This window comes from Cupriavidus sp. LA-1 (genome assembly GCF_055385985.1).
Genome location: NZ_AP031388.1, coordinates 1,529,670 through 1,553,880, shown reverse-complemented (window position 1 = coordinate 1,553,880; position 24,211 = coordinate 1,529,670). Strand labels below are relative to the sequence as shown.

The following is a 24,211-nucleotide window of genomic DNA, read 5'->3' as shown; positions in this document are numbered from 1 at the left end:
GGATGGGAAGAGGTCAGGCGCAAGCGGCTGGATCAGCGCGGAGTGCGGGATGGTCAGGGCTTTCCAGGCGCCGCAGGTCCGCGGCGTAGTGGCGGCGGCCGATGCAGAACAGGAGCGCGGCGGCGGCACTGGCTAGCGGAATCCACCGCAGGGCGCCGGCCAGCCCGATACGGTCGGCCAGCACGCCGGTCAGGAAGGGGCCGGGCGCCAGCCCCAGCAGGTTGTTGATCAGCGTCAGCGTGGCGAAGGCGGTCGCATGGATGGCGGGCCGCGCCAGGTTGGCCACCATGGCGCTGGCGGGGCCGGCGGTACCGCCAGCTACCAGCATGCCGGCACCGATCAAGGCCAGCTGGGCAGGCCCTGTGTGCAGACGGAACCCGGTCATCAGAAGCAGGCAGCAGACCACGCTGTACGCCATCGCCATCTGCCATTTGCGCGCGGGCGCGTGGCGCGCCACGCGGTCGGTCAGCGCGCCGCAGATCACCATGCCCACGCCCGCGATCATCACCAGCAGCGCCGCGGACACACCGGCGTTGCCGGTTGCCATGCCATAGTCGCGCGACAGAAAGCTGGGCAGCCAGGCCTGCAGCGACGCCAGCACCAGCAGTTGCAGCGCGCTGCCCATGCAGGCACACAGCACGGAGGGAACCATCAGCAGTTCGCGCACGATCCGGCGCGCCGCAATCGGCTGGGCCCGGGCCGTATTGCCACTCGACCCGCCGATGCGTTCCTGAAGCCCGCGCAGGCGCTCCTCGCTGATGGTCAGGTAGTAGCAGGCCACCAGCACCAGCCCAAAGGCGGCGATCCCCGCAAAGGCGGCACGCCAGCCGAAGTGGGCGGAAAGGACGCCGCCCAGCCCCATGCCAAGCACGGAGCCAAAGGCACCGCCGGCCATGAACGCGGCGCTGAGGCTGGCGCGCAGATGGCGCGGGAACACCGACACCACCACGGCAATGCCTACGCTGCCATACGCCGCCTCGCCGATGCCGACGCAGAGCCGCGCCAGGAACATCTGGCCGAAGCTGTCCGCCACCGCGCAACCCAGCGTGGCGAGGCTCCAGAGCGCGGCCATCAGGATCAGGCTGCGCACACGCCCCCAGCGGTCGGCCAGCAGCGACAGCGGCAGCGCAAGCACGCCCACCATCAGCGCCACCACGCCGCCGAGCGCGCCCAGCTCCGTATCGCCGAGCTGCCACTCGGCCTTCAGCAGCGGGAACACCGCGTTGAGCACCTGGCGCGACATGTAGTCCGACAGCAGCAACCCGAAAGTCAGGGCAAAGACAAGCCACGCATAGCGCGGTCCGGCGGCGGCCGGCACGGCCGGCACGACCGGCTCCGCGGCAACGGCAAGATGGGGTCTGGACATGGTCGGGCGTCTCCGCAAGCAAGCCGGCGGTCTTCGCGCCGCCGGGCGTTCACTGCGCGCACCCGGAGGGGTGGCGAGCCCAGCCAGTATCTGGCGATTTGGATGCCGCGGTTTGATATTCCGGGACGTACGTTTGATATTCCGGGACAGTTGGGGAAAACGCCGAGGCAAAAAAAACCGGCACCCAAAGGTGCCGGTTTCTGGCTGCGCCGCCTTCAGGCAAGGCGCAGCGGGGCTCAGTCTTCCAGCTTCGGCAGCGAGGCGCTGACCTTGGACGACAGCAGGCCGCTCTTGGCATACGTCTGCAGCTTTTCGCGCGTGTCGACGATATCCAGCGTGCGCATGGTCAGCTGGCCGATACGGTCCAGCGGGGTGAACATCGACTCGCCCTTCTCCATGGTCAGCCGTTCCGGCTTGTAGGTCAGGTTGGGCGAGGTGGTGTTCAGGATCGAGTAATCGTTGCCGCGGCGCAGTTCGATGGTGACTTCGCCGGTGATGGCGCCCGCCACCCAGCGCTGGGCGGTTTCGCGCAGCATGATGGCTTGCGGGTCGAACCAGCGGCCCTGGTACAACAGGCGGCCCAGGCGGCGGCCGTTGTCGCGGTACTGCTCGATGGTGTCTTCGTTGTGGATGCCGGTGATCAGGCGCTCGTAGGCGATGAACAGCAGCGCCAGGCCCGGGGCTTCGTAGATGCCGCGGCTCTTGGCTTCGATGATGCGGTTCTCGATCTGGTCACTCATGCCCAGGCCATGGCGCCCGCCGATGCGGTTGGCTTCCATGAACAGGTCGACGGCGTTGGCGAAGGTCTGGCCATTCAGCGCAACCGGCTGGCCTTCCTCGAAGCGCACGGTGACTTCCTCGCGCTTGACTTCCACGTCATCGCGCCAGAACCGCACGCCCATGATCGGCTGCACGATGCGGATGCCCGAATCCAGGTGCTCCAGGTCCTTGGCCTCGTGGGTGGCGCCCAGCATGTTGGAGTCGGTCGAGTACGCCTTTTCGGCCGACATCTTGTAGTCGAAGCCGTTCTGGCGCATGAACTCGGACATCTCGGCGCGGCCGCCCAGTTCGTCGATGAACTGCTGGTCCAGCCACGGCTTGTAGATCTGCAGGCCGGGATTGGTCAGGAGGCCGTAACGGTAGAAGCGCTCAATGTCATTGCCCTTGAACGTGCTGCCATCGCCCCAGATGTTGACGCCATCTTCCTTCATCGCGGCGACCAGCATGGTACCGGTGACGGCGCGGCCGATCGGGGTGGTGTTGAAGTAGGTGATGCCGGCGGTGGAGATATGGAAGGCACCGCACTGCAGGGCAGCGATGCCTTCGGCCACCAGTTGCGAACGGCAGTCGACCAGGCGGGCCTCCTCGGCGCCGTAGGCCTTGGCGCGGCGCGGGATGTCGTCGTAGTCGGGCTCGTCGGGCTGGCCCAGGTTGGCGGTGTAGGCGTAGGGGATCGCGCCCTTCTGCCGCATCCAGAGGAGTGCCGCGCTGGTGTCAAGGCCGCCGGAGAAGGCGATTCCGACGCGCTGGCCGGAAGGAATGTGCTGCAGGATGGTAGTCATCGCCAGAAAATCTAAGTGAATTTGTCGGCTCTTGGGCGGGCTTCCCGGCCTCCAATGCGCGCGCGCCGGGGTGGCGGGAAGCACGGCGACGCGGCCGGCCGAGTCACGTGCCGAGTCAGTGCCAAACGCGAATTGTGACACGGCAGCGCCCACGCGCCAAACGCCGGCGCTGGCGGGGGCGCCGGCGCCACCTGCATCCGGGGCTGCCGGCCCCTCCCCGGACCATTCAAAACCCGCGAACGCGCCGTTCAATACTCTCGACTGGTTCGCTCCAGGACCCCTCCCTATACTGCGCCGTTTGGGCGAGGGTGAATACCGACCGTAGGCAGAATGCCCACTGGAAGCAAGTCGTCGAGGACATCCACTTCACCAAGCTCCAGTAAGCCACAGGGACCGACATGAGCGCACTTCGGCAAGAAACGCACGCCGGCGTCGAGATCGACGCGCGCGGCATCGCCACCGTCACCATCCGCGAGGCGGGCTCGCTCAATATCCTCAGCACGCCGGTGATTGCATCGCTCACGCGCGCCGTCGAAGCGCTGGCCGGCAATGACGCGGTACGCGTGCTGGTGCTGCGCGGCGCGGGCGAGAAGGGCTTTGTCGGCGGCGCCGACATCAAGGAAATGGCCGCGCTGGACCGCGCCAGCGCCGAGACCTTCATCAGCGGCCTGCGCCGCCTGTGCGACGCCGTGCGCCACCTGCCGGTGCCGGTGATCGCGCGCATGCCGGGCTGGTGCCTGGGCGGCGGGCTGGAGCTGGCGCTGGCGTGCGATATCCGCATCGCCGCCGACAACGCGCAGTTGGGCATGCCGGAGGTGAAGGTCGGCATCCCGTCGGTGATCCACGCCGCGCTGATGCCGCGGCTGATCGGCAATGCGCGCACCGCATGGATGCTGCTGACGGGCGAGATCTCCGACGCGGCAGAGGCGCTGCAGTGGGGCCTGGTGAGCCGCGTGGTGCCGCTGGCGGAGCTGGACCAGGAGGTCGAACGCGTGGCCGCGCTGCTGGCCGGCTTCGGCCCGGTGGCGGTGCGCCAGCAGAAGCGCCTGCTGCGCAAGTGGGAGGATGCGCCGCTGGAAGTCTCGATCAACCACAGCGTGACCGAGTTCGGCAGCGCCTTCGACACCGGCGAGCCGCAGCAGCACATGGCCACCTTCCTGAACCGCAAGCGCTGAAGCGCGGCAGGGCTCAGGGCGCCGTGGCCGCCACGGCGCCGCCTGCGCGCGTGGCCACCACGCGCGGATCGTTGAGCAGGAACTGCGCGAACGCCTCGGCAAACGCCGGCAGCTTGCCGTCGGCGCGCACGACCAGGTTCAGCTCGCGCAGTGCCCACGGCTCGGCCAGGCGCACCCCCACCACGCGCGCCTCGCGCAGGGCCTGCGCCGCCACGCTGCGCGGGACCAGCGCCACGCCCACGCCGGCCTCGGCCAGCGACAACACCGCATCGAAGCTATGCGCATGCAGCCGCACGTTGGGCCCTTTGCCCGCACGCTGCGCCATGTCGCGCAGGAACAGGAAGTTGCTGCTGGTGCGGCTCATGCAGACAAAGTCGAAAGCCAGTGCCGCGCCGAAACGCACTTCGGGCTCACGCGCCAGCGGGTGGTCCGCGGCCACCGCAAGGATCAGCTCGTCGCGCGCGTAGTGGACCGAGCGCACGCCGGTGGCTTCACCGCCGCTCTGGAAATCTCCCGCCAGGATGCCGACATCGGCCTCGAGCGCCGCCACCGCCGCAAGGATCGACGGGCTCGCGCGTTCCTCCAGGTCGATGTTCACATCCGGGTTGGCCAGCAGGAAGCGGCTCACGCTCGGAATGATGAAGCCGTTGAGCGAGCTGCTGTTGGCCAGCAGCCGGATATTGCCCTTCAGCCCGGCGGAGAAGCGCCCCACCTCGCCATGCATGCGCTCCACGCCAAGCAGCAGTTCGCGCACATGGACCAGCAGGGTTCCACCGGCCGGCGTCAGCTCCATGCCGCGCGCGGTGCGCACGAACAGCGGCGTGCCCATCGCATGCTCCAGGTTCTTCAGCCGGTAGCTCGCCGCCGACGCGGTGATATGCGTGGCCGAAGCGCCACCTGACAGGCTTTGCGCATCGGCAATGGCCTGGAACAGCCGCAGGTCGGTCAGTTCGTAACGCAAGGCAACTCCGTCTGGGCCGGGCAGGTCGAAAGGTTTGGCGATTGGCAAGGTCGGGCCATTCTAGTGCAGTGCCGTGGACATCGCGCCCGCGCTACCGTCCTAGCCACGGCCCCGATTGATGTGGACGTCGTTCATTTTCTTTGCTAAGGTATTGTGGACGGCGTACACAATAGCGTGCGCCAGTTGCCAGCGCGCCGCCTGATGCGCGCGCCATGCCGATATCCACGGACCGCCCAGGCGGCGGCTCACCTACAGGAGTTGTCATGCAAGTCCAGCCCTATCTGTTCTTCGAAGGCCGTTGCGATGAAGCCGTCGAGTTCTACAAGACCACCCTCGGCGCCAAGGTCAACATGCGGATGACGTTCAAGGAAAACCCGGAAGCCGACAAGGCCAGCCCGGGTTGCCAGCCCGGCGCCGGCACCGAGGACAAGGTCATGCACCTGGAGTTCCAGGTTGGCGACAGCATCATCATGGCCTCCGACGGCCGCTGCTCGAACCAGCCCAATTTCCAGGGGTTCGGCCTGTCGATCAACTACCCTGACAAGGCCGGGGTCGAAAAGGCCTTTAACGCCCTGAAGGAAGGCGGCCAGGTGGTGATGCCGCTGGACAAGACCTTCTTTGCCGAACAGTTCGGCATGGTCACCGACCGTTTCGGCATCTTGTGGATGCTGCTGACGGCACCGAAGTAAGCAAGACGTGACGCGGGTTTCCCGGCAGCGGCGCGCCCCTTGAGCGTAAGGGCTTACAATGCGCCGCCCGCCGGAGAAACCTAGCCATGGATGATCGCATCAACGAACTCGAAATCAAGCTCGCCTTCCAGGAAGACCTCCTTGATACCCTGAACAGCACCGTGGCCCGCCAGCAGCAGCAGATCGACCTGCTGCAGGAGCAGTTCCGCGCGCTGTACCAGCAGGTGCGCAGCGCCGCCACCACTGCGGCCGAAGCCGACCCCCAGCAGGAAATCCCGCCGCACTACTGATCGACACGCCCAGTGCAATGCGTCGCCACTGCCGATGTGACGGAACGCCACCCTTCCAGCGCGGTCTGACAGGCTGACTCCATCCACGGCGCCGTTCACCGGCGCGCCCGATCCGCCACATGCGTCTGAACCCCTCCCTGCTGTTTGCCGCTGCCTGCATCGCCGCTGGTGCGTCCTCGGCGTTCGCCGGCTACAACCTCTGGACCGGCGAATACTCCCTGACCCGGCAGGAACTGCAGACCGCGCTGGACAAGCGCTTCCCCGCCACGCTGCGCTATGCCGAAGTCGTCAGCGTGCAGCTCAGCCACCCGCGACTGGTACTGGACGAAGCCAACAACCGCGTCACCACCCACGTCGACGCACGCCTGACCAACAGCCTGCTGCCATCGCCGCCGGTGGACGGCAAGCTGGCGCTGAACAGCGGCGTACGCTACGACCCGGCCAAGCGTGCGGTGCTGCTCGACAACCCGACGGTGCAGCAGGTGGAAGTCGCAGGCATGGGGCAATACCGCGAACAACTCAACGCCATCGGCGCCGTGGTCGCGCAGCAGTTGCTGAAGGACTATCCGGTCTATACGTTCAAGCCCGAGGAGCTGCGCTTCGGGGGCAAGGACATCGAGCCCGGGGCGATCACCGTGGGCAAGGATGAGGTACGGGTGGAGGTGAAGCAGCGGTAGGCTATGAGCCAGCCTGCTCACGGTTCGCTGATTGCTCAGCCTGCCGCGCGGCGTGGCCGCGTTGCGCGCGCTGGGCCCAGAACCAGCCACCGGCAATGGCAAGTCCACCACTCAGCGAGAACACCAGCGGGATTCCGAGCTTGCGCGCCAGCATCCCGCCCAGCAGCGGCGCAAGCACCAGCGCCACCAGTTGCACACTCCTGGCCGTGGCGCTGACGCTGCCGAGACAATGGCGCGGGCATTGCTGCTGGATCGCCACGGCCTGGCTCAGGCATGCCAGGCAATATGCGCAGCCATTCGCCACCCAGAGCCCGAGCCACAGCATCTCGGGCATGCTGATGCCGCTGCCGACAAGCACGCCGGGGATCAGCACGGTCAGCCCTACCACGGCGAGGCCGGGCGGCGCCAGGCGGATGCCACACCACCGGTACAGGCGAGGAAACGCCAGCGCGCCGCACACGGCGCCCGCGGCAGTGCCGCTCACCAGCATGCCGAACGCCGATGCCGGCAACCCCTGCGACTTCATGAACAACGCCAGCAGCGGGTCGTAGAGTCCGTATATCGAAGTCAGCGTGAACACGCAGCCGAACGACACCCGCACGGCTTGACTGCCGCGCAGCAGCGCCATCAATGGCCCCGGCCGCAACGCTCCCCGCGTTGGCGTGCCTTGCGCAGCGACAGGGCGCGCCCTGTCGCGCAGCGGCACCAGGCATCCGATTGCGAGCACCGGCAGGCCAGCCGAAAGCCAGAGGCCCGACATTGGCCCATACAGCGCTGTCGCGCCGGCCGCGATCAGCGGCGCGCAGACCTTGGTAATCTGGTCGGCCGCCGTCATCAAGCCGGCATTGGCGGCAAGCTGTGCCTGGCTAAGCATCGACCGGACCATGACTTGTTCCGCCGGCAAGGCGCTGGCATTGGCCAACGCCTTGAGCATGACCAGCAGCACGAACACGCTCAGGTCTGCCGCCATGAGCAGCAGCAACGATGTGATGCCGCGCGCGCTGTAACTGGCAAACAGCATGGCGGCCTGATTGACCCGGTCGGCCAGCCAGCCGAAGAAGGGGCCGCCGACCAGGACCGGGATGACGAACAGCGAGGCAGCCACGCCCGCAGCGGTCGCATCCGCTCCCCAGTGAAAAGCGAGCAGCGAAAAGACCACGGTGGCGTCGAGCCACACCGTCAGGCTGCTGGCAATCCTGGCGGCGAGCAGCGGCCTGTATCCTGGGACGGCAGCAAGCCTTTGCATGGGAATGGCGGAACGCGTTGTCGAAACGGGTCAGCATAGGGCGCGATCGCTGCCCTGGCCGCCGCAGGCGCGAGATTTCGCCCTTTCCTCAGTGCATTTCGGAACTTGCGGGACGATGCCAGCGAAACTTCAGATCACCCTCGCGTCAGACGCCGCCCATCCCCTGCATAGCACTGCCAGCGCTACCAGCACGGCCGCCGTCCCCGCTCGCCGCGCCCGGCTCCAGCCGCGACACCAGTGCCTGCAGCGTCGGCGCGCAGCCGGCCTCCACCTTCAGCGCGAGCATCGCATCGGCCCGCGTGGTGCCCAGGTTGAGCGCAGCCACGGGCTTGCCCATCTGGCCGGCCCAGACGCAGAAGCGGTAGCCGGAATAGACCATCAGCGACGAACCGACCACCAGCACGGCGTCCGCGGCTTCCAGCGCCGCGCGTGCGGCGTCGACGCGCGGGCGTGGCACGGATTCGCCGAAGAACACTACGTCGGGCTTGAGGACGCCGCCGCAGCGCCCGCACTCGGGCACGCGGAACTGCGCGAACAGCGGCGATTCGAAATGCACGTCGCCATCGGCGGCGGGTTCGGCGATCACGTCGCGCAGCGCGGCGTTCTGCGCGAGCAGCCAGTCCTGCAGGCCGGCGCGGTCATGGCGTGCGCCGCAGTCCAGGCAGATGGCGTTGGCCAGGCTGCCGTGCAGTTCGATCACGCCCTCGCTGCCGGCGCGCTGGTGCAGGCCGTCGACGTTCTGCGTGACCAGTGCCGTGAGCCGGCCAAGCGCGGCCAGACGCGCCAGCGCATGGTGCGCATCATTGGGCCGCGCCTGCCACGCCACCGGCCAGCCGAGCATGCTGCGCGCCCAGTAGCGCTGTCGCCCGGCATGCGAGCCGAGAAAGGCCTGCAGCGTGATGGGCTGCGAGCGTTGCCACTGGCCGCGGGAATCACGGTAGCCGGGAATGCCGGAATCGGTGCTGATGCCGGCACCGGTCAGCACGAACAGGCGCGGGTGGCGCTGTACGAAATCAAACAGCGCGGATGCCGCAGGGAACGGTTGCTGCGGCGCGCTCAACTTGCCGGATCCTCCGCGTGGCGCGCTTCCTGGCGCGCTTCCCACGCGCGCAGTTCTTCGCGGTAGCGGTCCATCTCCTGGTAGTAGTAATCGAAGATGCAGGGATCGCAGCCGGAGCCGCAGCATTCATCGTCGCCGGGCCGCTCTGGCGGCACGGGGCGGGGATCGTCGGGGGAAGAACCGGGGGGCACTTGAGACACTTGCGGAGCGCGCAGACAGCGCAATGGCGGACCAGCCGCCAGTATATTCCGGCCCGCACGCCGATGCCGGCACCGCCCCGGATGGGGGTGGCGCCCCTCAGTGCCTGAGCAGCACGTCGCCGACCGGGATCACCAGCGCCGTGCCGGACAGGCAGGCGATGTCATCCTCGGCCAGCCAGCGCGACACCAGGCTGGCCAGGCGGGCGCCGATGCGGGCCAGTTCGGGCGCATCGGCCAGGTAGACGGCATCGATCACGCTCTGCTCGAACAAGAGCGCCGCGCTCACGCGGCAGCGGCCGGGCGAGCCGGCCGGCTCGGCCTGCCAGCTGACTTCCACCTGGCTGTCGCCATCGGGGCTGAAGCCGCGGCTGTATTCGGCCGACATCGGAAACAGCCGGCAGGTATGCTCGCGCGTCCACTCGACCAGGGCAGTCATGGCGATTCCCCCTCTGGCGGGACAGCCTGCCCGCCGGTGCGCCGCGTCAGCGGCTCAGTACATGGTAGAGCCAGTCGTGCGCGCGCGCTGGCACGCCCAGCGCACTGGCATCGATGCACCGCCCCTGCACGCGCAATGCGCCACCGTGCAGGGCATCCACCGCCGACTGGGCATCGGGGTATCGCCCCATCACACCATTGCCCAGCATCAGCATCCAGTCCTTCTCGCGGGGAATCAGCGTGAGCTGCCCCGCGGCGGTCTGGCAAAAAAAATAACCGTACATGCAGTCCCCAACCGCCTTGCCTCTGTCCATCTTAGCGTACGGCGGCGCGTCGATCCGCACGCTTCCGAAGTGCGTGACGCATTGTTTTGCCGGATTGCAGGCAGAGGATCTGCACGCCGCGTTTTGTCCGAAGATAGCCGGACCTCCCGCCGCGGCAGCCCGCCCTTGCCGGACCAGGCACCAGACGGGATTTCGACCGGTTGCCGATTCCCTACCGCGCGGTGGCAACCGACCTGGTGGCGGGTACGCCGGCCTTTTCTCTGGAGGCAGGGTACTTGGGCAAACCGTTCTGAACCGGCCAGCATAAGCACTCGCCAAATGTGCTCCACTCTGTACCCCACCAAAGTTGTATGTAATGTCTTAATTCAAATGTCTATACTTTTCTCGTCAGCAAGACCCCTCTTGAATGACGACCTTCCCGGGTCGCCGCTCCCAAGCGGCGACTTTTTTATGGGCGCAAGCTTCGCGACGGCGTTGACGGCCGGTAGAGATGTTTCGCAAAGAAGCATTGGCATGAAGCGGCGCCCTTTCATCATTTGAAATATTCAAGATAACGCTTATCTCTACGAGTCATGAGCGTTATGACAAAGGTATAAGTTTCTGCGCGTGCAAAAACCGGGCGAGCCATCCTATAGTCCGTTTCAAGCCGGGGAAGAACAACCACCTTACGAGGAGGTGGAACATGCTGAAGAAGGTCTTATTGCTCACCGTAATGGGTGTTGCATTTAGCGCTGGTGCAGCCTCCGCCGGCACGGTGGGGCCGCGTGATCCCTATATGGATGGCGGGAAGGCTGCAAGGTACGACGTCTATACGGACGGCGCGAGAGTCACGGGCAGTCGAGACGTGTTCACAGATGGCGCGAGAGCGCCGGAGAGGCGCGACCCATTCACCGACGGGGCTAATGCCGCGACGGTACCGCGTGACCCGTTTGCTGATGGTAGCAACCACGCATCGATGAACACTGGGGGAATAGTCGAAGCATCCCCGGAGTTGCTGGCGGTTGCACGGCCGAAGGACTGCGACCCGCATTGTGGTGGTGAACGGCAAGTTGCCGGGGCCGAACTTACCTGAGCGGGCTCCGGCCACAGGCCAGGAAATACATGTTGTACAAATGGTGAGCCAGGAACCCGATAAGGCTTCCTGGCTCCCTGTCCGCCAGGCGTCACGCGCAGAGCGACGGTATCCGGGTGGTCACGCCGGAAGGACACGCCCGAGAACTGGTCGCGGCGCACCTGTGATCCGAGCTTCGGGCTGCACAGGCGGCCACTACGCGCCGTTCCCCGGCGCGCCCCTCGCCCGCGCACATCGATTTCTCCCATTTCACACCCTGGCTGTCGCTGGCCGGCGGGCTGGTCATCGGTCCTCTCGGCGGGGTTGATGCAGCGCAGCATGAAACCAGTGCTGGCCCTCGGCCTCCGGCCGGTTTAATATTGCGCGATTATCGAACAACACGCACTGACAACTCCGCTCCCAATGGATGCCCTCCGCCCCCTCGGTCTAGGCCACGCCCAGGCCGACACCGTCCGCGTTGCCCGGCCCCAGGCCGACCTGCTCGCCAGCTTTGCCGGCGATCCCAACTTCATGCTGTCGCTGGCGCGCGGGCTGACCGTGCTGGAAGCCTTCTCGGAACGCAAGCGCCCGCTGACGATCTCGCAGGTGGCGCAGCGCACGCAGCTGTCGCGCGCCTCGGTGCGGCGCTGCCTCTATACGCTGGAGCAGCTCGGCTACGTCAGCCAGCAGGACGGGCAGTTCGCGCTGCGCCCGCGCGTGCTGCACCTGGGGCACGCGTATTTCTCGTCGACCTCGCTGGTCTCGCTGGCACAGCCAATCCTGGACAACCTTAGCGCGCGCATCCACGAGACCTGCACGCTGGCGATCCTGGACGGCACCGACATCCTGTACCTGGTGCGCTCCGAAGTGCAGCGGGTGCTGAACTACTCGCTCGGCATGGGCAGCCGCCTGCCGGCCTACTGCACCTCCAACGGCCGGCTGCTGCTGGCGCACCAGCCCGCCACGGTGCTGGACGGTTTTTTCGAGCATGCCGAACTGCGCCCGCGCACGCTGCAGACCAAGGTCTCGCGGCAGGAACTGGAAGCGTGCTTCGAGCGCGCCCGCGAAGTGGACTACGTCATCGTCGATGAAGAACTGGAGCCCGGCCTGCGCGCCATGGCCGTGCCGGTGCGCTCGGCTTCGGGCATCGTGCTGGCGGGGCTGAGCGTGAGCGTGCGCGCCGCGCGCGTCTCCGAAGCCGACATGATCACGCGGCTGCTGGCGCCGATGCGCGAAGCCGCGGCGGCCATCGGCCGGATGGTCGGCGCCTGACGCCGCGGATTACCCGCGCAGCCGTGCGGGACTGAGCATGGCGGCGATCATGCCGTGTCCGCGACAGGTTGCGGCAGCGACGCCGCATCGCGCCACGCGAGCGCCGCGTGGATCAGCCCCGGTGCGCCAGCTCGAGCGCGAACACCAGCCGCTGCAGGAAGTTTTCCACGCGCCCGTCGGGATTGACGAAAGCACAGCCGAAGTGGTGGATGGCGCTGCCGTCATGCCCCACCAGCCAGTGGCCGACCACCTGCATGTCCAGCTCGAGCTTGCCCAGTTCGCGGAAGTCCAGCCGGCACTTGCCGACCGTGGTGCCAACCGGGAGGTGTTCGGACGTGACCGTCTTCGAGCGCAGTCCCACGCCCGACAGCGACAGGTCGGCGATATCGAGGCCCAGCACGGTCTTGTCCGGCATCTGCATCTCGCAGCGGTAGCCCTTGGTCACCAGCGTGCGCGCGCGGAAATGGCGGCGGCGCTGGAAGTGGTAGAGCTTCTGCGGAAACTCGACCACGAAGGCAGGGCCTTCCTCGTAACGCGTGGCGGCCGGCTGGCCCACCACGAAGTTGACGGGCACCCCGCGCAAGAGTCCCGAGAACGCGTTCTCGTCGGAGGTCATCAGCGACATCCGCTCGGACTCCGCATTGCACCAGTCGAACACGAAGGTGCGGTTGACCGGGTCGACATGCAGGATCGAGGTGACGAACTGGTGCGCCGTGCGGGTGCGCACGCTCAGCATGCACTTCTGCCACGAGAGGTCGCGCAGCACCGTGCCGATCTGCGAGTTGTGCGTCAGGCGATAGCGGTCATCGGTCGGCTCAATGTCGGATTCGGCACCGGTGTCGGCTGGCCCGGGGGCGTCGTGCTGATTCATGAGTTCACGCAACATCTGGAGTGGCGGGGATCGCCGGCTACGGGAGGCAATCGGGGTGTCGGCCTACCGGCCGCGCGCCGCATGTTAAGCGCCTGCCCCAATACCCGGCAAGACTGATGTTCTCACTTCGGCAAATCTGTGGCAGAACTTGAGCACAGACTTCCGGGGGGTAGCGCGCACGCCGCTTTCAGGCTTCGGAGGGCGCCGGCGGCGGCCCTTCAAGCGTCGCCTGCGCCTCTTCGCGCAACCACGCCAGCAGCACCAGCCGGCGCGTGTCGTGCTCGAACGGTGCGGGCGACAACAGGTGGTAGGCCGAACCGTCGGCCACAAAGCCGAACGGCGCCGCCAGCCGGCCGTCGGCGATCTCGTCGGCGGCCATCAACTGCGAGGCCATGGCCCAGCCCAGGCCCGCCGCCGCGGCCTGCAGGCTGAGATAGAAGTGCTCGTACCAGGCGTCGCCGTCGAACCGCGCTGCGGCGGCAGCATCGGCACGCATGGCCTGCCAGCGCTGCCACGCCTCGGGCCGCGTGCGCGTATGCAACCGCGCCGGCACCACGGCCGCGCCCTCGGCAAGCCGGGGCCGGCACACCGGCCCCACCCGTTCCTGCGCCACCTCGCGCGCATGCCAGCGCGCATCGAAGGCAAAGTCATTGCGCCGCAGCGCCAGATCCGCGCCGCTGCGCGGGAAATCGATCGGGCCGCCGGCAGCCATCAGGTGCAGCGGGATGTCGGGGTGGCGCGCGGCAAAGCGTGGCAGCCGGGGGATCAGCCAGCGCATGGCGATGGTCGGCTCGCACGACAGCACCAGCGCCCGCCCCGGCGGCTGCGTGCGGATGCGCGCGGCGGCGCCGGCCAGCACCTCCATCGACTGCGTGGCCGCCGCAAACAGCGTGCGCCCGGCCTCGGTCAGGAAGACGCCGCGGTTGCGCCGCTCGAACAGCGCCACGCCCAGCGTGTCCTCCAGCTGCCGGATCTGCCGGCTGACCGCGCCATGGGTCAGGTGCAGCTCCTGCGCCGCCCGGACAAAGCTCTCGTGGCGCGCCGCGGCCTCAAAGAATCGGATCCAGCCCAGCCAGTGCATCAGTCAGTTTTTCTCACGGAATTGCGCGAGTATATATCGGTTGTGGCGGCGCTTTTCGGCACGCAGAATTGGGTACGCTTTGATCGCCAGAGGTGGCGATCTCCGGATAATTGCAACATAAACTGACAGAAAATGCCCCCAATCGCCGAATCCCTCGCAGTCGCCGCCGTGACCGTGCTGGCCGTCGTCAGTCCCGGTCCGGACTTCGCCATGGTCACTCGCAACAGCTACCTGTATGGCCGGCGCGCCGGCCTGCTCAGCGCGCTCGGGATCGCGCTGGGGGTGCAGGTGCACGTGCTCTATACGATGTTCGGGGTAGCGCTGCTGATGGCGCACGCGCACAGCGTGCTGACGGTGGTGAAGATGCTGGGGGCGGCCTACCTGGTGTGGATCGGCGTCCAGACGCTGCGCAAGCGGGACGCCCTGGCGGTGGACCTCCAAGGAACCGGCACGCTGAAACCGCTGGCGGCGCTGCGCATGGGCTTTCTGACCAATGCGCTGAACCCGAAAACAACGCTGTTCGTGGTCAGCACCTACACCCAGGTCGTCGATGCGCACACGCCGGTGCCGGTGCAGTGGGCCTATGGCGGATTCATGTCAGTGGCGCACCTGGCTTGGTTCAGCCTGGTGGCCTGCGTCTTCACCGCACCGGCGCTGCGCGCGGCGATGCTGCGGCGCCAGCGGCTGCTGGACCGCGCCATCGGCTCGGCCCTGTGCGGGCTGGGCGTGGCGCTGGGGCTCAGCAACCTGGCGTAGGGCCGGCCGGCGCCAGCGGCCACGCCTGGCGCACCAGGTGTTGCGGGCCCTGCGGGCCGAGCCGGCTTTCGAACAGCACCAGCCGCGCGACGGACCACGGCTCGCTGGCCAGCGCGCGGTGCCTGTCGAGCCAGGCGCGCAGCACGCTTTCCGGCACGGACGGCTTGCAGCGGGCCAGCGTCAGGTGGGGATGAAAGCGCCGCCGCTCCGGTGCGATGCCGGCGGTGTCCGCGAGCGCCTGGCCCGCATCGGCATGCAAGGTGCGCAGCGCATCCAGGCCAGGGCCGGGCGCCAGGCCTGCCCACAGCACCGAACCCTGGCCGCTGCGAAAGCGCCCGGTACCGAATGCACGGAGTTCGAAGGCAGGCGCGCTGATGCTGCCCAGCGCGGCTTCGAGTTGTTCGCCTGGCGTGTGACACTCACCCAGGAAGTGCAAGGTCAGGTGGACCTGCGCTGGCGCGGCGGCCCGCACGCCGTGTGCGGCGGGAAGGGTCGACAGCAGCCATGCCGCCTGTGCGGGCGGCACTTCCACGGCGATGAACAGGCGGGCCATGGCAGCGCGGCCAGGCCGTCAGCCTGGCGCGGCGCGGATGCCCTCGCGCTGCAGCAGGGCGCGTTTGCGATCAATCCCGCCGGCGTAGCCGGTCAGCGCGCCGGCACTGCCGAGCACGCGATGGCAGGGCACGATCACCGACAGCGGGTTGCGCCCCACCGCGCCGCCCACCGCGCGCGCATGCGTAGGCGGCAGGCCCAGCATGCGGGCCAGCTCTCCGTACGATGCGGTCTCGCCGCACGGGATGTCCAGCAGCGCCTGCCATACGCGCTGCTGGAACGGGCTGCCGGCAAAGCGCACCGGCACGGTGAAGGTGTCGCGGCGGCCGGCGAAATACCCGGCCAGTTCCACCTGTGCGCGATCGAGCACCGCGGCATCGGCCGGGGGCACGTCGCGGCTGTCGGCAATGCCCGTGGGGTGGTATTTCTGCCCCGAGAAGTAAAGGCCGGTCAGGTGCCCCGCCTGCGCGCGCAGCAATACGGTCCCGAGCGGGCTGTCGATATGGCGATAGCTGGTCATGCGATCGTCTCCGGTTCGGCCACCGCGGGGGCGGCGTCCTTCATCGCTTCATAGCGATGCCACAGGTGGATGGCGGCATAGGCCCGCCACGGCGCCCATTGCGCCGTGCGTGCCTGCATCGCGCGCACGGTACTGACGCCCAGCACCTTGCGCAGCGCATAGTCGGTGCCGGGGAAGGCATCGGGCCAGCCCAGAGCGCGCATGGCGACATACTGCGCGGTCCAGTCGCCGATGCCGTCGATCTCGCGCAGCGCCGCCACGGCCTGCTCCGGCACCGCGTGCGCGTCAAGCGCCAGCGTGCCGTCAGCCACGCGCCTGGCCAGCGCCTGCAGCGTGCGCGCCTTGCCCGCCGACACTCCTGCATCGCGTAAGGCTTGCTCTGGCAGTGCAACGATGGCGGCGGCAGTCGGGAAGGTATGGCGCAGGCCGTCTGGCGGCGTGCCGTCCAGCGCCTGCCCTGCCCGTTGCGCCAGCGCGGCCAGGATGCGTCGTGCCTGCACCACCGGGATCACCTGCCCCACCACCGCGCGCACCGCGATCTCGAAGCCGTCGACGCTGCCCGGCAGGCGCACGCCCGGCATCGCCTCGGCCAGTTCGCCCAGGTGCCGGTCCACCACGTCTGGCCGGCAGCCCAGGTCGCACAGCCGGCGCACCTTGCCCAGCGCCTGCGGAATCACGCGCGCCAGCGAAGCCGACAGCGTCACACGCAGCACCAGCCTGCGCGGCACGTGTTCAATGCGCACCCAGCCAATGTGCGTGCTGCCGCCGGCTTCCACCAGAAGCGTGCGCAGGTAGGCGCCGTCCGCGATGGCTTCGATGCCGTCCACCGCGCGCGTGGCCAGGAAGCGCAGCCATGCGTCCCAGGCGAAGGGCGGGCGGTAGCCAAGGTCGAACACCAGCCGGTCGGCGACGCCGTCGGTGGCGCGCCGGCGCAGTGCCAGCGGCGTCAGGCCATAGCGGGTCTTGAGCACATCGTTGAAGCGGCGCACGCTGCCAAAGCCCGCGGCCAGCGCCACTTCGGTCACCGGCAGCGCGGTGTCGGCCAGCAGCCGCTTGGCCAGCAGCAGCCGCTGGGTCTGTGCATACTCCAGCACCGACACGCCGAACTGCGCATCGAACAGGCGCCGCAAGTGCCGCTCGGTCACGCCGATGCGCGCGGCCAGTGCGGCCACGCTGCCTTCGGCCATGAAGCCCTCGTCGATCAGCGTGGCCGCGGCCTGTGCCAGCCGGCCGGAAATATCGGCCAGGCCATGCCCGGGCGCCAGTTCGGGACGGCAGCGCAGGCAGGGACGAAAGCCGTGCTTTTCGGCCGCGGCGGCGCTCTCATAGAACGTGCAGTTCTCGCGCTTGGGGGTGCGTACCGCGCACACCGGCCGGCAGTACACGCCCGTCGACGACACACCCACGAAGAAGCGCCCGTCGAAGCGGCGGTCGTGCGAGGCCACGGCCTTGTAGCAGGTATCGGGATCGAGGTTCATGACGGCATGCTACCGCTACATGCCGCCGCATATCCGCTGGATTCGGACATTTCCCTCTGGCGTGCAGGCGTGGGCTGCGGCACAGTGGCTGGCAGGGACGGCGGCTAGAATGCGCTGCGTGCCTCACCCGCGAGCTCACTGCCACCCTCACTGCCACCGCCCGACCGGAGACCCCATGCGCCGTACTGCCCTGAACCTGTCCCTGCTTGCTTCGCTTGCCGGCACGCCGGCGCTGGCGCAGCCGGTGCAGACCGCGCCCGCGGCGACATCCGCCAGGGCCGCCCAGGTGACGTCGGTCGAAGGCATCACCGAATACCGCCTGCCCAACGGCCTGCGTATCGTGCTGGCACCTGACGCGGCCAAGGCCAGCACCACCGTCAACATCACCTACCTGGTCGGCAGCCGCCATGAAAACTACGGCGAGACCGGCATGGCCCACCTGCTCGAGCACCTGCTCTTCAAGGGCACGCCGTCGCTGCCGGGCAAGACCATCCCGACCGAATTCGCGCGGCGCGGCATGAGCGCGAACGGCACCACCGCGCAGGACCGTACCAACTACTTCGAGACCTTCACCGCCAGCGACGACAACCTGGACTGGGCGCTGCGCATGGAGGCCGATCGCATGGTCAACAGCGCGATCGCGCGCGCCGACCTGGACAGCGAGATGCCGGTGGTGCGCAACGAGATGGAAATGGGCGAGAACAGCCCCGGGCGCATGCTGATGCAGCAGACCATGGCCGCCGCCTATCGCTGGCACAACTACGGCAAGGCACCGATCGGCGCGCGCAGCGACGTGGAGCAAGTCAGCATCGACAGCCTGCGCGCCTTCTATCGCCGCTACTACCAGCCCGACAACGCGGTGCTGGTGGTGGCGGGCAAGTTCGATCCCGCCGCCACGCTGGCGCGCATCGAGCGTGACTTCGGCCCGATTCCGCGCCCGCAGCGCGTGCTGCCGCCCGAGCATACCGTCGAGCCCGCGCAGGAAGGCGCGCGCGAGCTGGTGGTGATGCGCCCCGGCGACACGCGCCTGGTGGCCGCGCAATACCACATCAGCCCGGGCGCGCACCCGGACGCCACCGCGCTGTCGCTGCTGACCATCATCCTCGCGGACACGCCGGGCGGGCGGCTGTACAAGGCGCTGGTCGAACGCGGCCAGGCGGCCTCGGTCGGCAGCGCGCTCTATGCGATGAAGGATCCCGGCGTACTGCTGTTCATGGCGGAGACTTCGAAAGACCAGCCGCTTGCCGCCGCGCGCGCAGGGCTGATCACGCAGATCGAGGGCTTTGCCGAAGCGCCCGTGACCGAGGCCGAGCTGGAACGCGCGCGCGTGCGCATGCGCAATGGCTATGAGCAGTACATGAACGATCCCGGCGCGCTGGGCATTGCGCTGTCCGAGGCCATCGCCAAGGGCGACTGGCGCCTGTTCTTCCTGGCGCGCGACCGCGTCGAGACCACCACGCTCGCCGACGTGCAGCGCGTGGCGCAGAACTACTTCCAGGCATCGAACCGTACCCTGGGCGTGTTCCTGCCCGCCGAGCAGCCGCAGCGCACGCTGGTGCCGCCGGCACCGGACGTCGCGGCGATGGTCAGCGGCTACCAGGGCAGGCAGGCGCCGGCCGCGGTGGCGGCATTCGACCCCAGCCCCGCCAATATCGAATCCCATACCACGCGCCAGACGCTCGCCAACGGGATGCAGCTGGCGCTGCTGCCCAAGCCCGCGCGCGGAGAAGTGGTGCAAGGCGTGCTGCTGCTGCGCACGGGGGATGTGCAGAGCCTGCAGGGGCTGACCACGGTGGGTGCGCTGACCGCCGCCATGCTCCGGCGCGGCACGGCCGGCATGGACCGCCAGCAGATCGCCGACCGCCTCGAGGCACTGCGCGCGCGCGTCGGCATCTCCGGCAGCTCGGAACTCGTGACGGTCAGCTTCGAGACGCGCCGTGCGTACCTGCCGGAAGTGCTGGCGCTGCTGCGCAACCTGCTGCGCGCGCCGACCTTCCCCGAGGCCGAGTTCGAGACGCTGCGCAAGACCAGCATCGCCGATATCGAAAGCACGCAGCGCGAACCCGGCGTGCTGGCATCCAATGCCCTGGGCCAGCACGGCGACCCCTACCCCGTGGGCGACCCGCGCCATGCCCGCACCATCGCCGAGAGCATTGCCGACCTGCAGGCCGCCACCCTGGCGCAGGTGCGCGACTTCCACGCCCGCTTCTACGGCGCGGGCCATGCGCAACTGAGCCTGGTGGGCGACTTCGATGCCGCGGCGGCCAGCGCGCAGGCAGCGCAGTTGTTCGGCGACTGGACCGCGCCACAGCCCTATGCGCGCGTCGACCGTCCCTTCGTGCCGATCCCGCCGGCCGAGTTCACGCTGCCCACGCCGGGCAAGGCCAATGCCGTCTACCTGGCCGTCAGCCCGATCGACCTGACCAGCGACGCCTCCGACTATGCGCTGATGCTCATTGCCAATCGCGTGCTGGGCGGCGCCAGCCTGCGCAGCCGCCTGGCTGACCGGCTGCGCCAGCAGGAAGGGCTGAGCTACGGCGCGAGCAGCTGGGTGCAGGTAGGCGCGCTCGACCACGCCGGCCGCTTCGGCGTGCGCGCGCAGTATGCGCCGCAGAACCTGCCGCGCGTGCAGCGCGCCGTGACCGAGGAACTGGAGCGCTTCGTACGCGACGGCATTACCGCCGAGGAACTGGCCGAGGCGGTCAGCGGCCTGCTGCAGCAGGGCATGGTCAGCCGCAGCAGCGATGCCGCGCTGGCCGGCGCGCTGGCCATCCAGCTCTACCTGGGCCGCACCATGGCCTTTACCGAGGAACTTGAGCAACGGCTGCGCAGCGCCACGCCGCAGACGGTCAACGCCGCCATCCGGCGCTACATGCAGCCCGGCGCCCTGTCACGCGCCTATGCGGGCGACTTCGCCGGCGCACCGGCGCAAGCGGGCGCCCCCGGCACGACGACAGGCACGGCAACCGGCAACGGCACCGGCAATCACGGGGGCAGTCCCGAGCCGCCGGCGCGCCTCTGACATGCCTCTGACATACATGGAAAACAATACTCGACTGGACTGGCGCAGGCCGGGGGGCACGGCCTGCGCAACGTCTCGGCGGCGCGGCCGGGAACAGTCGACCGCTGTCCGCAGCAAGGGCCTTGCCGCGACTCCGGGTTGACTGTATATTCGTACAGTATAAGTCGATATAAGAGGTGTGGATGTCAATCGTGCGAGCTGGCAGCAAGGCAGAAGCGCTCAGGCTTCTGGCCTCGGAGGGCGTGCTGGCGCTTGAGCTGGACTACGAGACGGGATGGCAGGACGCCGTCGAACTCGGCAGGCTCGGAGAAAAGCGCGGTATCAAGGTGCAGTATCGCGGACAAGAAAGCATCGCCGTCCGTTCCCGCGAAGCCCTGATCGAAGGGCTGGCCAAACCCAAGGCCACATTCCGTCAACGCAATCTCTATTGCCAGTTCGATCTTGGCACGCTGGCGGACAATGAACTGCTCGACCTCGAGGCCAAGGCCACGCGGCTCGGGGACTATATTCTCGCCGGCCACCTGCTGCGCGATATCGATGGGGTGTGGCCGCAATAAGCGGCGATACCGCGAGCAAGCCTGCAGCGGCGTTCAGGCAAGTCTGGGCACCGACAAAGAAAAAGCCGCCATGCAGGCGGCTCACGTCACATTGCGCCGATCACACGGATCGCGCCAGTCGCATTCAGCAGTTCGAGTATTACGCGCCCGTCGCCGGGGTCAGTGCCACACGCGGGTAGCATGGGCCCAGCGTGCCGCGCATGACTGCGCCACGGGCGCATCGATCGTATCGTTGGCGGCATCCGTTGCCGGTGCCGCCGCGGCGGACTCCAGCGCCGTGCGCCACAGCACCGCCGACACCAGCGTCTTGCATTGCCGGCGCTCGCCATGCGCAAGCGCCAGCAGGCGCTCGTAGCCGTCCAGCACGATCAGCCGGTCACCGCGGCGCGGATGCAGCGACAGCGCATACAGATGGTCGAACTCGCATTGCAGGCTGCCGCCGCTGACCGCGACCACGATCGCACCCGGCAACGCAATGCCGCTGGCCTGGACCTCGCCGCGCAAGCGCGCCAGATGCGCGTGCGCGCGTGGATCGCCCCTGGCGCCCACGTTGCCCGCCATCTCCGCCGGCGGCGCGCTGAGCACCATCAGCTCGGCTGGCGACACCGCCAGCGTATAGGCCTGCAGCGTGGGGCGATAGGTCGCCACCACGGCGCGCAGCCGGTGCGGCGCGTCGCCATCATGCCCTGCCTGCGGCGGGCTGTCCGGCCCGCGGAACTGCATCGTGTTCATGTCGACTCCTGCCGCCCCGGGCCGTTGCGTGGTCAGTCGCGCAGCAGTTGCTTGGCGATGATCAGCTGCTGGATCTGCGTGGTGCCTTCGTACAGGCGCAGCAGGCGCACGTCGCGGTAGAAACGCTCGGCCTTGTATTCGGCGATATAGCCGGCGCCACCATGGATCTGCACCGCGCGGTCGGCCACGCGGCCCACCATCTCGGTGCAGAACATCTTGGTGCAGGAGGCCAGCATGCTGACTTCCGGATCGCTCTTGCCGGCGGGCTTGGCGTCGTAGCGCTGGGCGCAGTCGCGCACCATCGACAGGCCCGCGTACAGCTCGGCCTGGCTGTCCGCCAGCATGGCCTGGATCAGCTGGAAGTCGCCGATGGGCTTGCCGAACTGCTTGCGTTCCTTGGCATAGGCCACCGCGTCGGTGATCAGGCGGTGTGCCATGCCGCAGGCCAGCGCCGAGAGATGGAGGCGGCCGCGGTCCAGCACCTTCATCGCGGTCTTGAAGCCCACGCCCGGCACGCCGCCGATGATGTTGGCGGCAGGCACGCGCGCGTTCTCCAGCACCACGTCGCAGGTCTTGGTGCCGCGCTGGCCCATCTTCTTGTCCGGCTTGCCCAGCGAGATGCCCGGGGTGTCGGCCGGCACGATGAAGGACGAGATGCCCGAAGCGCCCGCACCGCCCGTGCGCGCCATCAGCGTGAAGGCGCCGGCGCGCGGCGCGTTGGTGATAAAGCGCTTGGTGCCGTTGATGACATAGTGGTCGCCGTCGAGCTCGGCCCTGGTCTGCAGCGAGGCGGCATCGGAGCCGGCATTCGGCTCGGTCAGCGCGAACGAGATGATCAGGTCGCCGCTGGCGATGCGCGGCAGGTACTGCTGCTTCTGGTCCTCCGTGCCATCCATCAGGATGCCCTGCGAGCCGATGCCCACGTTGGTGCCGAACACCGAACGGAAGGCAAACGCGGTGTGGCCCAGGTCGTAGACCACATCGCATTCCTGCGACATCGACAGGCCGATGCCGCCGTAGGCCTCAGGGATGGAGATGCCGAACAGGCCCATCTCCTTCATGTCCGCGACGATCTCGGCGGGCACGTCGTCGGTTTCCTCCAGCGTGTCCTCGGCGGGCTTCAGGCGTTCGTCGATGAAGCGCTGCACCGAAGCGCGCAGCAGGGCAAAGGATTCTTGGTCAAGGGCCATGGTAATTCTCCGGGTCAAGCCAGTGCGTCAGTCTGGCCGCCTATGGTACGCCGCTCGCACGATTTGACAATCCACTGGATCTTGGACAGAAGCGTCAATAAAATTTGACAATAGCTGCCGGACAAACATCGCTCAAACCCCGGTGACGGACAACAAGCCCGCCAGGCCGATGGCCAGCGCCGGAGACGCTGGCGCCTGAAGCTTCAGCGGCGCAGGTTGTCCACCTGCGCGCGCGCGCCATCGCGGCGCGCGGCGTCAGCCACTTCGTTGCTGACCACGGTCTGGCCGATCGGCGCCAACGCAATGCCGGCGAGCTTCAGGTGCTGGATCGCAAACGGGATGCCGATGATGGTCACGAAGTTGGCGACCGCCGCCATCACGTGCCCGATCGCCAGCCACACGCCGGCAAAGACAAACCACAGCACATTGCCCACCAGCCCCAGCGCGCCGGTGCCGACATCGTCGCGCCCGGTCAGCTCGCGCCGGCTGATGGCCTGCTTGCCGAACGGAAAGAAGGTAAAGGTGCCGATCACGAAGCAGGCCTTGCCCCAGGGAATCCCGATGATCGAGATAAAGGCCAGCAGCCCGGCCAGCCACCAGGCCAGCCCCATCACCACGCCGCCAAGAATGAACCAGAGGAAGTTGCCGATTGCGCGCATGTTGTTGTTTTGCGAGTGAGGAAGAGAACACGCATGATACGCAATGGTGTTGTCCCGGCATGCTTGGGAGGCGGTCGCGGCACCAAAGCGTACCCGTTTCTGCGTGCGTTGCCGGGGCCGGCAAAACGGCACCGCGGGCCGTCCGGGAAACGCGTTCGATCCTTGTTTATAGGCATATGCCACGACGCAGGACCGGTCATGAACGCGCCCGCGGGAGGCAAAACGTACCCGTTTCTGCGTGCCCACCGCGTGCGCTGTCGCCTTCGGCAAGCCCGGTGCCACGGCGCTAGAATGTGACGTCTGCCAGCTATCCGCACGCCGGATGCCTGCGGCAGCCGCCCCACCCTTCTCCGACTGCACCGCCTGGCCCGCTGTCCCCGCCATGAAGCCCACAGCGGGAGGCTAGTGGTCTTGGCGGGCGTGGGCTGTTTCGCCGGCGTGGCCGGTGGGCTTCATGCGCGTTGGCTTGGTTATGTCGGTCGGGTTCGATGTTGTCGTAGGTTGGACCGCCTGGTTCCGCCCTGC

General features: G+C 68.0%; 25 protein-coding genes. 9 read left to right on the top strand and 16 right to left on the bottom strand.

Annotation, left to right across the window (positions count from 1 at the left end):
* Nucleotides 1-13: 13 nt before the first annotated feature.
* The gene (locus tag ACZ5MJ_RS26265) at nt 14-1,366 is read right to left on the bottom strand and encodes an MFS transporter (RefSeq protein ID WP_464223839.1); all 1,353 of its coding nucleotides are present in this window, start codon (nt 1,364-1,366) and stop codon (nt 14-16) included.
* Nucleotides 1,367-1,602: 236 nt separating this feature from the next.
* Nucleotides 1,603-2,928 carry an argininosuccinate synthase gene (argG, locus tag ACZ5MJ_RS26260; protein ID WP_464223837.1) on the bottom strand — a complete coding sequence of 442 codons (1,326 nt, stop codon included), beginning with the start codon at nt 2,926-2,928 and terminating at the stop codon, nt 1,603-1,605.
* 398 nt (nt 2,929-3,326) lie between these two features.
* On the opposite strand from argG, the gene ACZ5MJ_RS26255 reads away from it, so the two are divergent.
* Nucleotides 3,327-4,103, top strand: a complete 777-nt coding sequence (locus tag ACZ5MJ_RS26255; protein WP_464223836.1) for an enoyl-CoA hydratase — start codon at nt 3,327-3,329, stop codon at nt 4,101-4,103.
* A 13-nt stretch (nt 4,104-4,116) separates the two neighbouring features.
* On the opposite strand, the gene ACZ5MJ_RS26250 is transcribed toward ACZ5MJ_RS26255, so the two are convergent.
* The gene (locus ACZ5MJ_RS26250) at nt 4,117-5,064 is read right to left on the bottom strand and encodes a LysR family transcriptional regulator (protein WP_464223835.1); all 948 of its coding nucleotides are present in this window, start codon (nt 5,062-5,064) and stop codon (nt 4,117-4,119) included.
* A 263-nt stretch (nt 5,065-5,327) separates the two neighbouring features.
* Between ACZ5MJ_RS26250 and ACZ5MJ_RS26245 the strand changes: the two genes are divergently transcribed.
* The 3 genes from ACZ5MJ_RS26245 (at nt 5,328) to ACZ5MJ_RS26235 (ending at nt 6,720) form a co-directional block, all read left to right on the top strand.
* A complete protein-coding gene (locus ACZ5MJ_RS26245) occupies nt 5,328-5,753 on the top strand; it encodes a VOC family protein (protein WP_464223834.1) in 426 nt (141 codons plus the stop codon).
* A gap of 86 nt (nt 5,754-5,839) precedes the next feature.
* Nucleotides 5,840-6,043, top strand: coding sequence for a SlyX family protein (locus ACZ5MJ_RS26240; protein ID WP_010811191.1), 204 nt, complete (start codon nt 5,840-5,842; stop codon nt 6,041-6,043).
* 119 nt (nt 6,044-6,162) lie between these two features.
* On the top strand, nt 6,163-6,720 hold the full coding sequence (locus tag ACZ5MJ_RS26235; protein WP_464223832.1) for a DUF1439 domain-containing protein: 558 nt from the start codon (nt 6,163-6,165) through the stop codon (nt 6,718-6,720).
* A gap of 1 nt (nt 6,721) precedes the next feature.
* On the opposite strand, the gene ACZ5MJ_RS26230 is transcribed toward ACZ5MJ_RS26235, so the two are convergent.
* The 5 genes from ACZ5MJ_RS26230 to ACZ5MJ_RS26210 form a co-directional block, all read right to left on the bottom strand.
* Nucleotides 6,722-7,966, bottom strand: a complete 1,245-nt coding sequence (locus ACZ5MJ_RS26230; RefSeq protein ID WP_464223831.1) for an MFS transporter — start codon at nt 7,964-7,966, stop codon at nt 6,722-6,724.
* Between the two features lie 145 nt (nt 7,967-8,111).
* Nucleotides 8,112-9,026, bottom strand: coding sequence for an NAD-dependent protein deacetylase (locus tag ACZ5MJ_RS26225; RefSeq protein ID WP_464223830.1), 915 nt, complete (start codon nt 9,024-9,026; stop codon nt 8,112-8,114).
* Nucleotides 9,023-9,217 (bottom strand): oxidoreductase-like domain-containing protein, encoded by a 195-nt coding sequence (locus ACZ5MJ_RS26220; RefSeq protein WP_432261471.1) that lies wholly within the window; start codon nt 9,215-9,217, stop codon nt 9,023-9,025. The genes ACZ5MJ_RS26225 and ACZ5MJ_RS26220 overlap by 4 nt, the downstream gene beginning before the upstream one ends.
* A 106-nt stretch (nt 9,218-9,323) precedes the next feature.
* Nucleotides 9,324-9,662, bottom strand: coding sequence for a hypothetical protein (locus tag ACZ5MJ_RS26215; protein WP_078201278.1), 339 nt, complete (start codon nt 9,660-9,662; stop codon nt 9,324-9,326).
* A 46-nt stretch (nt 9,663-9,708) separates the two neighbouring features.
* Nucleotides 9,709-9,945: a hypothetical protein gene (locus tag ACZ5MJ_RS26210; RefSeq protein WP_432261473.1), complete on the bottom strand. Its 237-nt coding sequence runs from the start codon at nt 9,943-9,945 to the stop codon at nt 9,709-9,711.
* Nucleotides 9,946-10,627: 682 nt separating this feature from the next.
* Between ACZ5MJ_RS26210 and ACZ5MJ_RS26205 the strand changes: the two genes are divergently transcribed.
* Complete coding sequence (locus ACZ5MJ_RS26205) at nt 10,628-11,017, top strand: hypothetical protein (RefSeq protein ID WP_464223828.1); 390 nt, start codon at nt 10,628-10,630, stop codon at nt 11,015-11,017.
* A gap of 402 nt (nt 11,018-11,419) precedes the next feature.
* The gene (locus ACZ5MJ_RS26200) at nt 11,420-12,268 is read left to right on the top strand and encodes an IclR family transcriptional regulator domain-containing protein (protein WP_464223827.1); all 849 of its coding nucleotides are present in this window, start codon (nt 11,420-11,422) and stop codon (nt 12,266-12,268) included.
* A 112-nt stretch (nt 12,269-12,380) separates the two neighbouring features.
* Here the strand turns inward: ACZ5MJ_RS26200 and ACZ5MJ_RS26195 are convergent, their stop codons facing one another.
* On the bottom strand, nt 12,381-13,139 hold the full coding sequence (locus tag ACZ5MJ_RS26195; protein ID WP_464223826.1) for a flagellar brake protein: 759 nt from the start codon (nt 13,137-13,139) through the stop codon (nt 12,381-12,383).
* A gap of 187 nt (nt 13,140-13,326) precedes the next feature.
* Nucleotides 13,327-14,220, bottom strand: a complete 894-nt coding sequence (locus tag ACZ5MJ_RS26190) for a LysR substrate-binding domain-containing protein (protein WP_464223824.1) — start codon at nt 14,218-14,220, stop codon at nt 13,327-13,329.
* A 132-nt stretch (nt 14,221-14,352) separates the two neighbouring features.
* On the opposite strand from ACZ5MJ_RS26190, the gene ACZ5MJ_RS26185 reads away from it, so the two are divergent.
* Nucleotides 14,353-14,976, top strand: coding sequence for a LysE family transporter (locus ACZ5MJ_RS26185; protein WP_432261478.1), 624 nt, complete (start codon nt 14,353-14,355; stop codon nt 14,974-14,976).
* Here ACZ5MJ_RS26185 and thpR read toward each other — a convergent pair.
* Genes thpR through ACZ5MJ_RS26170 form a run of 3 tightly spaced genes read right to left on the bottom strand, consistent with a single transcriptional unit; the run spans nt 14,960 to nt 17,526 of the window.
* Nucleotides 14,960-15,529: an RNA 2',3'-cyclic phosphodiesterase gene (gene thpR / locus ACZ5MJ_RS26180; protein WP_464223823.1), complete on the bottom strand. Its 570-nt coding sequence runs from the start codon at nt 15,527-15,529 to the stop codon at nt 14,960-14,962. The two genes, ACZ5MJ_RS26185 and thpR, sit on opposite strands and share 17 nt — an antisense overlap.
* A gap of 18 nt (nt 15,530-15,547) precedes the next feature.
* The gene (locus ACZ5MJ_RS26175) at nt 15,548-16,048 is read right to left on the bottom strand and encodes a methylated-DNA--[protein]-cysteine S-methyltransferase (protein ID WP_464223822.1); all 501 of its coding nucleotides are present in this window, start codon (nt 16,046-16,048) and stop codon (nt 15,548-15,550) included.
* Nucleotides 16,045-17,526: an AlkA N-terminal domain-containing protein gene (locus ACZ5MJ_RS26170; protein WP_464223821.1), complete on the bottom strand. Its 1,482-nt coding sequence runs from the start codon at nt 17,524-17,526 to the stop codon at nt 16,045-16,047. Before ACZ5MJ_RS26170 ends, ACZ5MJ_RS26175 begins: the two co-directional genes overlap by 4 nt.
* 175 nt (nt 17,527-17,701) lie before the next feature.
* Between ACZ5MJ_RS26170 and ACZ5MJ_RS26165 the strand changes: the two genes are divergently transcribed.
* Together ACZ5MJ_RS26165 and ACZ5MJ_RS26160 are read left to right on the top strand one after the other, a co-directional pair.
* Nucleotides 17,702-20,548 (top strand): M16 family metallopeptidase, encoded by a 2,847-nt coding sequence (locus tag ACZ5MJ_RS26165; RefSeq protein WP_464223820.1) that lies wholly within the window; start codon nt 17,702-17,704, stop codon nt 20,546-20,548.
* Between the two features lie 182 nt (nt 20,549-20,730).
* Nucleotides 20,731-21,105 (top strand): PHA-granule associated protein 4, encoded by a 375-nt coding sequence (locus ACZ5MJ_RS26160; RefSeq protein ID WP_464223819.1) that lies wholly within the window; start codon nt 20,731-20,733, stop codon nt 21,103-21,105.
* A gap of 159 nt (nt 21,106-21,264) precedes the next feature.
* Here the strand turns inward: ACZ5MJ_RS26160 and ACZ5MJ_RS26155 are convergent, their stop codons facing one another.
* From ACZ5MJ_RS26155 to ACZ5MJ_RS26145, 3 genes are all read right to left on the bottom strand, one after another.
* Complete coding sequence (locus ACZ5MJ_RS26155) at nt 21,265-21,837, bottom strand: hypothetical protein (RefSeq protein ID WP_464223818.1); 573 nt, start codon at nt 21,835-21,837, stop codon at nt 21,265-21,267.
* A gap of 32 nt (nt 21,838-21,869) precedes the next feature.
* Nucleotides 21,870-23,027 carry an acyl-CoA dehydrogenase family protein gene (locus tag ACZ5MJ_RS26150; protein WP_464223817.1) on the bottom strand — a complete coding sequence of 386 codons (1,158 nt, stop codon included), beginning with the start codon at nt 23,025-23,027 and terminating at the stop codon, nt 21,870-21,872.
* 203 nt (nt 23,028-23,230) lie between these two features.
* The gene (locus ACZ5MJ_RS26145) at nt 23,231-23,686 is read right to left on the bottom strand and encodes a YccF domain-containing protein (protein ID WP_464223816.1); all 456 of its coding nucleotides are present in this window, start codon (nt 23,684-23,686) and stop codon (nt 23,231-23,233) included.
* Nucleotides 23,687-24,211: the final 525 nt, after the last annotated feature.